At 67.4% G+C, this 9,335-nt stretch carries 13 protein-coding genes and 1 pseudogene; all 14 read left to right on the forward strand.

Annotated features, from left to right (window positions below; genetic code table 11):
- The first annotated feature begins 58 nt into the window (after window positions 1-58).
- Window positions 59-1,360 (forward strand): preprotein translocase subunit SecY, encoded by a 1,302-nt coding sequence (gene secY / locus B141_RS0112740; RefSeq protein WP_020575555.1) that lies wholly within the window; start codon window positions 59-61, stop codon window positions 1,358-1,360.
- Entirely contained in the window at window positions 1,360-1,923 is a 564-nt protein-coding gene (locus B141_RS0112745; RefSeq protein ID WP_020575556.1) for an adenylate kinase, read from the forward strand. The genes secY and B141_RS0112745 overlap by 1 nt, the downstream gene beginning before the upstream one ends.
- Window positions 1,924-1,954: 31 nt before the next feature.
- On the forward strand, window positions 1,955-2,785 hold the full coding sequence (gene map, locus B141_RS0112750; RefSeq protein ID WP_020575557.1) for a type I methionyl aminopeptidase: 831 nt from the start codon (window positions 1,955-1,957) through the stop codon (window positions 2,783-2,785).
- 70 nt (window positions 2,786-2,855) lie between these two features.
- Window positions 2,856-3,302, forward strand: coding sequence for a DUF1707 SHOCT-like domain-containing protein (locus tag B141_RS0112755; protein ID WP_157180974.1), 447 nt, complete (start codon window positions 2,856-2,858; stop codon window positions 3,300-3,302).
- Window positions 3,303-3,549: 247 nt separating this feature from the next.
- Complete coding sequence (gene infA / locus B141_RS0112760) at window positions 3,550-3,771, forward strand: translation initiation factor IF-1 (RefSeq protein ID WP_020575559.1); 222 nt, start codon at window positions 3,550-3,552, stop codon at window positions 3,769-3,771.
- A 105-nt stretch (window positions 3,772-3,876) separates the two neighbouring features.
- Window positions 3,877-3,990 (forward strand): 50S ribosomal protein L36, encoded by a 114-nt coding sequence (gene rpmJ / locus B141_RS0112765; RefSeq protein WP_020575560.1) that lies wholly within the window; start codon window positions 3,877-3,879, stop codon window positions 3,988-3,990.
- A gap of 201 nt (window positions 3,991-4,191) precedes the next feature.
- Window positions 4,192-4,572 (forward strand): 30S ribosomal protein S13, encoded by a 381-nt coding sequence (gene rpsM / locus B141_RS0112770; RefSeq protein ID WP_020575561.1) that lies wholly within the window; start codon window positions 4,192-4,194, stop codon window positions 4,570-4,572.
- Window positions 4,573-4,654: 82 nt separating this feature from the next.
- Window positions 4,655-5,059, forward strand: a complete 405-nt coding sequence (gene rpsK, locus B141_RS0112775; RefSeq protein ID WP_020575562.1) for a 30S ribosomal protein S11 — start codon at window positions 4,655-4,657, stop codon at window positions 5,057-5,059.
- A gap of 36 nt (window positions 5,060-5,095) precedes the next feature.
- Complete coding sequence (rpsD, locus tag B141_RS0112780; RefSeq protein WP_026257164.1) at window positions 5,096-5,704, forward strand: 30S ribosomal protein S4; 609 nt, start codon at window positions 5,096-5,098, stop codon at window positions 5,702-5,704.
- A 97-nt stretch (window positions 5,705-5,801) separates the two neighbouring features.
- Entirely contained in the window at window positions 5,802-6,815 is a 1,014-nt protein-coding gene (locus tag B141_RS0112785) for a DNA-directed RNA polymerase subunit alpha (RefSeq protein WP_020575564.1), read from the forward strand.
- A 99-nt stretch (window positions 6,816-6,914) separates the two neighbouring features.
- The gene (gene rplQ, locus B141_RS0112790) at window positions 6,915-7,445 is read left to right on the forward strand and encodes a 50S ribosomal protein L17 (protein ID WP_026257165.1); all 531 of its coding nucleotides are present in this window, start codon (window positions 6,915-6,917) and stop codon (window positions 7,443-7,445) included.
- An 83-nt stretch (window positions 7,446-7,528) separates the two neighbouring features.
- Window positions 7,529-8,371, forward strand: a complete 843-nt coding sequence (truA, locus tag B141_RS0112795) for a tRNA pseudouridine(38-40) synthase TruA (RefSeq protein WP_020575566.1) — start codon at window positions 7,529-7,531, stop codon at window positions 8,369-8,371.
- Window positions 8,364-8,963 carry a class I SAM-dependent methyltransferase gene (locus tag B141_RS0112800; RefSeq protein WP_020575567.1) on the forward strand — a complete coding sequence of 200 codons (600 nt, stop codon included), beginning with the start codon at window positions 8,364-8,366 and terminating at the stop codon, window positions 8,961-8,963. The genes truA and B141_RS0112800 overlap by 8 nt, the downstream gene beginning before the upstream one ends.
- Window positions 8,964-9,035: 72 nt before the next feature.
- Window positions 9,036-9,335 (forward strand): annotated as a pseudogene (locus B141_RS0112805) (IS982 family transposase); the annotation flags it as partial.

The following is a 9,335-nucleotide window of genomic DNA, read 5'->3' on the forward strand; positions in this document are numbered from 1 at the left end:
AGCCCGTGGGTCCACCAACCACGACGATCCGCCCTGAGGCGGAACGCAGGAGGACTGGGTGCTCACCGCGTTCGTCAACGCGTTCAAGACGCCGGACCTGCGGAAGAAGCTGCTCTTTACGCTCTTCATCATCGCGTTGTTCCGGGTTGGTTCGGTGTTGCCCACCCCCGGCGTCGACGCGGCGGCCGTGCGGCGCTGTCTCGATCCGGTGCTGCAGGGCGGCAGCGGCAACAGCATCTACGGGATGCTGAATCTGTTCTCCGGTGGCGCGCTGCTGCAGCTTTCGGTCTTCGCGCTCACGATCATGCCGTACATCACGGCGAGCATCATCATCCAGCTGCTCACGGTGGTGATCCCGCGGCTGGAGGCCCTCAAGAAGGAGGGCCACGCGGGTACGCAGAAGATCACGCAGTACACCCGCTATCTCACCATCGGCCTGGCGATCCTGCAGTCCACCACGATTGTGGCGTTGGCGCGGTCCGGGCAGATGTTCCAGGGCTGCAACGAGACGATCATCCCCAACGACGGCATCCTCACGCTGGCGACGATGGTGCTGACGATGACCGCCGGCACCGGCGTGATCATGTGGTTCGGTGAGCTGATCACCGACCGCGGAGTCGGTAACGGCATGTCCGTGCTGATCTTCGTCTCGATCGCGGCCGCGTTCCCGACCTCCCTGGAGGCGATCCGTCGCCAGCAGGGCTGGGGCACCTTCATCATCGTCCTCGCCATCGGCCTCGTGATCATGGCGGCGGTCATCTACGTCGAGCAGGCGCAGCGGCGGATCCCCGTGCAGTACGCCAAGCGGATGCTCGGGCGCCGCGCCTACGGCGGGAGCTCGACCTACATCCCGCTCAAGGTCAACCAGGCCGGCGTGATCCCGGTGATCTTCGCCTCCAGCCTGCTCTACCTCCCGGTCCTGGCGGCACAGTTCAACCAGAACGCCGGCTGGGCGCAGTGGATCAACGCCAACATCGCCCGCGGCAGTCACCCGGTCTACATGATCGGCTTCTTCCTGCTGATCGTGGCGTTCACGTACTTCTACGTCGGGATCACCTTCAACCCGACCGAAGTCGCGGACAACATGAAGAAGCATGGCGGTTTCATTCCGGGCATCCGGGCAGGTAAGCCAACGGAGGACTACCTCCACTACGTCCTGTCCCGGATCACCGCACCCGGCTCGCTCTACCTCGGCCTGGTGTCACTCATTCCGCTGATCGCGCTGGTGCTGATCAACGCCAACCAGAACTTCCCCTTCGGAGGTACATCCATTCTGATCGTGGTCGGTGTGGGCCTCGACACCGTGAAGCAGATCGAAAGCCAGCTGCAGCAGCGGCACTACGAAGGGTTCCTCCGTTGATGCGACTGCTCATCATGGGGCCGCCCGGCGCGGGGAAGGGCACCCAGGCGAAGGAGATCGCGAGACGTCTGCAGATCCCGGCGATCTCGACCGGCGAGATCCTACGGGCGAACGTCGAGGCCCGTACGCTGCTCGGTCGTGAGGCGTCGCGCTATCTCGACGCCGGCGAGCTCGTCCCTGATGAAGTCATCAACGGAATGGTCCGGGCGCGACTCGACGAGTCGGACTCCGCCGGAGGATTCCTGCTCGACGGGTATCCCCGCACGCTGGCTCAGGTCGATCAGCTCGACAAGATCCTCGCCGACAAGGGCGTCTCGCTTGACCGGGTGCTCGTCCTCACCGTCGAACAGGACGAGCTGGTGTCGCGTCTCCTCGGGCGGGCTGAGCAGGACGGCCGCAGTGACGACAGCGAGGACGTCATCCGGCGCCGGCTCGAGGTCTACCGCGAGCAGACCGAGCCGCTGCTCGACGTCTACGCCCAGCGGGGACTCCTCGTCATCGTCAACGGCATGGGCGACATCAACGACGTGACCGACCGCGTCGTCGCGGCCCTCGAGGGCTAGCGTCCTCAGGTGTCAGGACGATTGGGGCAAGTTGTTCCAGGACCGCAGGATCCACCTGAAGAAGCCCAACGAGATCGCGCTGATGAGGGCGGCTGGGCTGGTCGTCGGGCGCACGCTCGAAGTGTTGCGGGCCGCTGTGAAGCCCGGCGTCACGACCGCCGACCTCGACGCACTGGCCGAGGAGCACATCAGGGCGAGCGGTGCCACGCCGTCGTTCAAGGGCTACCACGGCTATCCGGCGTCCATCTGTACGTCGGTCAACGACGAGGTGGTCCACGCCATCCCGTCCCCTGATCGCACGCTGCGCGAGGGCGACCTCGTCTCGATCGACTGCGGCGCGATCGTGGACGGCTGGCATGGCGATGCCGCGATCACCGTGGCCGTCGGTGAGGTGACCCCAGACCTGCAGGAGCTCACCCGCACCTGCGAGGAGGCCATGTGGCGTGGGATCGCCGCGATGCGCCGGGATGGCCGATTGAGCGATGTGTCGGCGGCGGTCGAGACCTATGTCCGTGGCCGTGGCGACTACGGCATCGTCGAGGACTACGTGGGGCACGGCATCGGGACGCAGATGCACCAGCCGCCCAATGTTCCCAACGTCGGACGGCCGGGCAAGGGCCCGCGGCTCGTGCCGGGCCTCGCGATCGCGATCGAGCCGATGATCACCCTGGGCTCCAACCAGACCGACGTTCTCGACGACGACTGGACCGTCGTGACGCGAGATGGTGCGTACGCCGCACATGTGGAGCACACGGTCGCTCTGACAGACAAGGGGCCGTGGGTGCTCACCGCTCTGGACGGTGGCGCGGCCAAGCTCGCCGAGCTGGGCGTGCCTGCCGGCAGTCTCGCGGAGTCGAAGTAGGGACATCCCTCGGAAGGTTTCGGGGGCGTCCCGGATACACAATGGGGGTTGGTCGAGGCAGACTATGACCGTGCCGTACGGACCGGAAATGCGCGCCTCTGACAACGACCGGGAGAAGATCGCCTCCCGCCTCCGTGATGCGCACGCGGAGGGCAGGCTCTCCATCGACGAGTTCCAGGATCGCCTGGACGTGCTCTACAAGGCGAACACCTACGGCGAACTCGAGCCCCTCGTGCGTGACATCCCCGTCACCCGCACGCCTAACAAGGCGCCAGCCGCCCCGCAGAGCGCACCTGCTCAGGCGCCGGCCACGCCCCAGAAGCGCACGGGCGGCGACAGGGCGATGGCGGTCCTGTGGACCATCTGGGCCTGCGCGGTGAGTGTCAACCTGGTCGTGTGGGTTATGACCTCCGCCACGAACGGCAAGCTCGAGTACTTCTGGCCGATTTGGGTGGCCGGTCCCTGGGGGGCGATCCTCCTGTCGATCACCGTGATGCGTCGGCAGTTCCGCGACTGAGCGACGCGATCCTCGCCGGGAGCCCGCACGCCGGGCCAGGGGAGCCCGATTCAGGCGGGCTTGGGCGAGGTCCGGTATGCCTTCACACCGATTTCGCATCTTGACGTGGGGTGACGTAGACTTCGACGTCGGTCTTTGCTCTGCCCAGCGGCGTCCTGCCATGCGTAGGGCAGGGCTTCCGTGTGCGGGATGCCGCCGACATAGGCTCCCGTGAGGTATCAAACAAGCCAGGCGAAGTGCGGAGGACATGCCGAAAAAGGAAGGTGTCATCGAGATCGAGGGCACGGTGGTCGAGGCGCTCCCCAACGCGATGTTCCGCGTGGAGCTCCAGAACGGCCACAAGGTCCTCGCGCACATCAGTGGCAAGATGCGGCAGCACTACATCCGGATTCTTCCCGAAGACCGTGTGGTTGTGGAGTTGTCGCCGTACGACCTGAGCCGTGGGCGGATCGTCTACCGCTACCGCTAAGCCGAGTCGCGGGGCGCCCCGTCCCGTGCATCCCCGAAAACACCACGCGGGGCCGAGCCCGTCGATTCGGCGGATGGGAGCCCCGGTCCGGCACCGGAGAAAGCCATGAAGGTCCAGCCCAGCGTCAAGAAGATTTGCGACAAGTGCAAAGTGATCCGGCGTCACGGTCGGGTCATGGTGATCTGCGAGAACCCGCGCCACAAGCAGCGCCAGGGCTAGTCGCCCAGGAGTGGCCGGGGCCGGAGAGATCACCGACCCCACAAGAACGCGACCGCTCGCCAGCGCACCCGCGCTGGTGTCGCCCCCGGTCGGAGGCCGGGGCCCTGTCGGGTCCGTGGGTCCTCAGGACCCACGATCCAGGGCAGACAGGGACGCGGCGCGTGCGCAGACCTCCGCGAACCGAAAGGACAACTGCCCCAGATGGCACGTCTCGTCGGCGTTGACCTCCCGCGCGACAAGCGCATCGAGGTAGCGCTCACCTACATCTTCGGTATCGGGCGTACCCGCGCCCTTGAGACGCTGGACGCGACCGGGGTTAACCCCGATCTTCGCGTCCACGAGCTCGGTGACGAGGAGATCGTCAAGCTCCGCGACTGGATCGACGCCAACTACCGGGTCGAGGGTGACCTCCGCCGTGAGGTCGCGGCCGACATCCGGCGCAAGATCGAGATCGGTTGCTACGAGGGCCTGCGGCACCGTCGCGGTCTTCCTGTCCGTGGTCAGCGCACCCGGACCAACGCTCGCACCCGTAAGGGTCCGAAGAAGACCGTGGCCGGCAAGAAGAAGCCGGGCAAGAAGTAAACCCGGCGCCCGCACGGCCCCTATTACGTAACCCAGCCGGGAACCCTCGTTCCCGCCTCGATCTCAGGAGTTCGCTAACCCAATGCCTCCCAAGAGCAGGACCGCGGGCGCCAAGAAGGTGCGCCGCAAGGAAAAGAAGAACATCGCCTTCGGGCACGCGCACGTCAAGAGCACGTTCAACAACACGATCGTGACGATCACGGACCCGACCGGTGCGGTGATCGCGTGGGCCAGCTCCGGCACGGTCGGCTTCAAGGGTTCCCGGAAGTCGACGCCGTTCGCCGCGCAGATGTGCGCCGAAGCGGCCGCTCGCCGGGCGATGGAGCACGGCATGAAGAAGGTCGACGTCTTCGTCCGTGGCCCGGGTTCGGGCCGCGAGACCGCGATCCGCTCCCTCACGGCCACCGGCCTCGAGGTGGGCACGATCCAGGACGTCACCCCTGTGCCCCACAACGGCTGCCGCCCGCCGAAGCGGCGCCGGGTCTGACCCGACCAGCGCGTCAAAGAAGGAGTACGACCAGACATGGCCCGTTACACCGGTCCTATGACCAAGAAGTCGCGCCGACTCGGGACTGACCTCGTCGGCGGCGACAAGGCGTTCGAGCGCCGCCCGTACCCGCCCGGCCAGCACGGCCGGGGGCGCCCGAAGGAGAGCGAGTACCTCCTCCAGCTTCGGGAGAAGCAGAAGGCGCGTCTTTCGTACGGCGTTCTCGAGAAGCAGTTCAGCCGCTACTACCAGGAGGCCCACCGGCGTCCCGGCAAGACCGGTGACAACCTGCTGCGGTTGCTCGAATGCCGGCTCGACAACGTGATCTACCGGTCGGGCATCGCCCGCACCCGACGGCACGCGCGCCAGCTCGTCGTCCACGGCCACTTCCTCGTCAACGGCAGGAAGGTCAACGTCCCGAGCTACCAGGTGAGCGCCCACGACGTCATCGACCTGCGGCAGAAGTCGCGTGAGATGACGCCGTTCCTCATCGCTCGGGAAACCCACGGCGAGCGGCCGGTTCCGGCCTGGATGGAGATCCTTCCGGGCAGCCTGCGCGTGCTCATCCACCAGCTCCCGGTTCGGCAGCAGATTGACATTCCGGTCCAGGAGCAGCTGATCGTCGAGTACTACTCGAAGGTCTGAGACATCCCCCGGGGTGGTCCCGGGGGTACGCGGAGTTGGCCCTCCGCGAAGTTCGCGACCGTCATATGGCGGGCGGCGCGGAAAGGAAAGAAACACCATGCTCATCGCTCAACGTCCCACCCTCGCAGAGGAAGTTGTCGACGAGTTCCGCTCGCGCTTCGTGCTCGAGCCGCTCGAGCCGGGATTCGGCTACACGCTGGGCAACTCCCTCCGGCGTACCCTCCTCTCGTCGATCCCGGGCGCGGCTGTCACCAGCGTCAAGATCGACGGGGTGCTGCACGAGTTCTCCACGATCCCGGGTGTCAAGGAAGATGTCACCGAGGTCGTGCTGAACCTCAAGGAGCTCGTCGTCTCCAGCGAGCACGACGAGCCCGTGACCATGTACCTCCGCAAGCAGGGACCGGGTGAGGTCACGGCCGCCGACATCGCGCCGCCGGCCGGCGTGGAGGTGCACAACCCCAACCTCGCCATCGCCACGCTCAACAGCAAGGGCAAGCTCGAGATGGAGCTGGTCGTCGAGCGTGGTCGTGGCTACGTCTCCGCGGTGCAGAACAAGCGTGCGGACGCCGAGATCGGCCGGATCCCGGTCGACTCGATCTACTCGCCGGTGCTCAAGGTCACCTACAAGGTCGAGGCGACCCGAGTTGAGCAGCGGACCGACTTCGACCGGCTCATCGTCGACGTCGAGACCAAGCCGAGCATGCGGCCGCGGGACGCGGTCGCGAGCGCCGGCAAGACGCTCGTGGAGCTCTTCGGTCTGGCCCGCGAGCTCAACGTCGACGCGGAGGGCATCGACATCGGCCCGTCGCCGGTCGACGCTCAGCTGGCCGCGGACCTGGCCCTGCCGGTCGAGGACCTCAACCTCACGGTCCGGTCGTACAACTGCCTCAAGCGGGAGGGCATCCACACGGTGGGTGAGCTCATCTCCCGCAGCGAGCAGGACCTGCTCGACATCCGCAACTTCGGCGCCAAGTCGATCGACGAGGTGAAGCAGAAGCTCGCCGGCATGGGGCTCGCGCTCAAGGACAGCGCGCCTGGGTTCGACCCGAGCGCCGCGGTCGACTCCTTCGACGAAGAGGACGAGAGCTTCGCGGAGACCGAGCAGTACTAACCCTCAACACAGTCCGCAACAACCGCCCCAACCGGTACCTCACACGGCCGGACTGATACCGGTACCTCATACGGCCGGTGCAGGAAGGAGAACTGCCTGATGCCCAGGCCACCCAAGGGACCACGCCTCGGCGGAAGCCCAGCGCACGAGCGCCTGATGCTCGCCAACCTCGCCACCTCGTTGTTCCGCCACGGGCGGATCACGACGACGGAGACGAAGGCCCGGCGGCTGCGCCCGTACGCCGAGCGACTCATCACCAAGGCCAAGCGTGGTGACCTGCACGCGCGCCGCCAGGTGCACTCCGTGATCCGCGACAAGGACATCGTCCACACGCTGTTCGCGGAGATCGGGCCGCTGTACGCCACTCGGCCCGGCGGCTACACCCGCATCACGAAGGTCGGCCCGCGCAAGGGTGACAACGCGCCGATGGCGGTGATCGAGCTGGTCGAGGCGATGCCCGCTGCTGTGGCGTCGGCGGCACCAGCCGCCGCGGCTGAGACGAAGCCGGCGGAGGCTGAGGCGGCCGAAGCGACCGAAGCTCCGGCGGAGAAGGTCGAGGCCGAGGCGAGCGCCGACGAGAAGGCGGCCGACGCTGAGGCAGCCGGCGACGACAAGGACGGTAAGTCCTGACGGCCGCTGGCCCGCGTACGCAAGAGCCCGCTGAGCCTTCCTTCGGGGAGGGCAGCGGGCTCTCGCGCACCCAGGAGGTTCCGATGGTGCGCCTCCGGCTGGACCTGGCGTACGACGGCACGGACTTCGCGGGGTGGGCGACCCAGCCCGGGCTCCGTACCGTCCAGGGCGTCCTCGAGGAGGCTCTGGTCCAGGTCCTGCGGCTTTCCGAGCGGGTCGCGATCACCTGCGCCGGGCGTACCGACTCCGGCGTCCACGCCCGGGGACAGGTCTGCCACGTCGACGTTCCCGAACGGGCGTACGCCGAGGTGCCGGGCCGGAGCAGCCGGCCGCCCGCCGACGCGCTCACCCGCCGGCTGGCGGGAGCGCTGCCACCTGACGTACGCGTCCGGCAGGTGCGGTTGGCGCCGGACGGGTTCGACGCGAGGTTCTCGGCCAGCTGGCGGCGGTACGCCTACCGCGTGTGCGACGACCTGGCGGCCGCGGACCCCCTCCGCCGCTGGGAGGTGCTCAACTATCCGCGGCCGCTGGATCTCGCGGCGGTGAACGCCGCGGCGCAGCGGCTGCTGGGGGAGTGGGACTTCGCCGCGTTCTGCCGCCGGCGCGAAGGAGCCACGACGATCCGGACCCTGATGGAACTCCACTGGGACCGCGACGGCTCAGGAGTTGCGGTGGGCCGGGTGGTGGCCGATGCGTTCTGCCACTCGATGGTGCGGGCGCTCGTCGGCGCGCTGCTGCTGGTCGGCGAGGGCAAGCGTCCGGTCGAGTGGCCCGCGCGGGTGCTGGCGGGGAAGGAACGTGATTCGGCGGTCAACGTCGTACCCCCGCACGGTCTGACACTGGAGGAGGTCGGCTATCCGTCCGACAGCGAGCTCGCGGCTCGCGCGGAGGTGGCCCGGCGGATGAGGACTCTCGAGGATGGCTGAGCACTACTTCTCCGAGCAGCCCGGCTCGAAGGCGGCGCCGCGTACCGTCGTCTTCGCCTCCCACGGGCGTGAGTACTCCCTGGTGTCCTCGACAGGCGTCTTCTCCGGTGACCGTCTGGACCTGGGTACGTCGGTCCTCCTTCGGGAGGCGCCGCTTCCGGCGACCGCTGGGACGTTCCTCGACCTGGGATGCGGCTACGGTCCGATCGCGTCCGTGCTGGCGACGCAGGTGCCCGGCGCCACGGTCTGGGCCGTCGACGTCAACAGCCGCGCGCTCGATCTGGCCAGGCAGAACGCCGACCACCTCGGGGTCGGCGCGCGAGTGCGGGTGGCCGCTCCGGACGACGTTCCGGAGGACGTGCGTTTCGACCAGATCTGGTCCAACCCCCCGATCCGGATCGGTAAGCCGGCCTTGCACGCGCTGCTGGAGCGGTGGCTCTCGCGGCTGAACGACGACGGGGTGGCCTGGCTGGTGGTCTCCAAGAACCTCGGCGCCGACTCGTTGCAGCGCTGGCTGATCGACCAGGGCTGGCGGTGTGACCGGCACGCGAGCGCCAAGGGGTTCCGGGTGCTGGCGGTTCGCCGCACCTAGACGAGTGATTCCTAACTCTGTTCGGTGTGGCTGCTGGGATCTTGACGCAGCGGAGGGTATCGATGTCGTTTTGTGACGAACAACCTCGATACCCTCCTCACCGCACTGTATGTGTACATCGATGATCACGTGGTGGAGGCGCACCAGCGGACGCCGGGTCGGCCGAAGAGACTGACTGATGCCGAGCTGGTCTGTCTGGCGGTTGCCCAGGTTCTGTTGGGTTACCCGTCCCAGCATCACTGGCTGCGCGCCTGCTACGGCCGGCTCGGGCACCTGTTCCCGTACCTGCCCAAACAGCCTGGCTACAGCAAACGGATCAAGGCAGCCGGGCCACTGATCGCCAAAGTGCTCGACTATCTGGCGCGGGAGGTG

Source organism: Actinopolymorpha alba DSM 45243 (assembly GCF_000373925.1).
In the GTDB taxonomy this organism is placed as follows: domain Bacteria; phylum Actinomycetota; class Actinomycetes; order Propionibacteriales; family Actinopolymorphaceae; genus Actinopolymorpha; species Actinopolymorpha alba.

Bases quoted from the DNA above. Each gene is read 5' to 3' on its own strand.
- B141_RS0112745 (WP_020575556.1), top strand. From the start codon at position 1,360: ATGCGACTGCTCATCATGGGGCCGCCCGGCGCGGGGAAGGGCACCCAG.
- infA (WP_020575559.1), top strand. From the start codon at position 3,550: ATGCCGAAAAAGGAAGGTGTCATCGAGATCGAGGGCACGGTGGTCGAG.
- rpmJ (WP_020575560.1), top strand. From the start codon at position 3,877: ATGAAGGTCCAGCCCAGCGTCAAGAAGATTTGCGACAAGTGCAAAGTG.
- rpsM (WP_020575561.1), top strand. From the start codon at position 4,192: ATGGCACGTCTCGTCGGCGTTGACCTCCCGCGCGACAAGCGCATCGAG.
- rpsK (WP_020575562.1), top strand. From the start codon at position 4,655: ATGCCTCCCAAGAGCAGGACCGCGGGCGCCAAGAAGGTGCGCCGCAAG.
- rpsD (WP_026257164.1), top strand. From the start codon at position 5,096: ATGGCCCGTTACACCGGTCCTATGACCAAGAAGTCGCGCCGACTCGGG.
- B141_RS0112785 (WP_020575564.1), top strand. From the start codon at position 5,802: ATGCTCATCGCTCAACGTCCCACCCTCGCAGAGGAAGTTGTCGACGAG.
- rplQ (WP_026257165.1), top strand. From the start codon at position 6,915: ATGCCCAGGCCACCCAAGGGACCACGCCTCGGCGGAAGCCCAGCGCAC.
- truA (WP_020575566.1), top strand. From the start codon at position 7,529: ATGGTGCGCCTCCGGCTGGACCTGGCGTACGACGGCACGGACTTCGCG.
- B141_RS0112800 (WP_020575567.1), top strand. From the start codon at position 8,364: ATGGCTGAGCACTACTTCTCCGAGCAGCCCGGCTCGAAGGCGGCGCCG.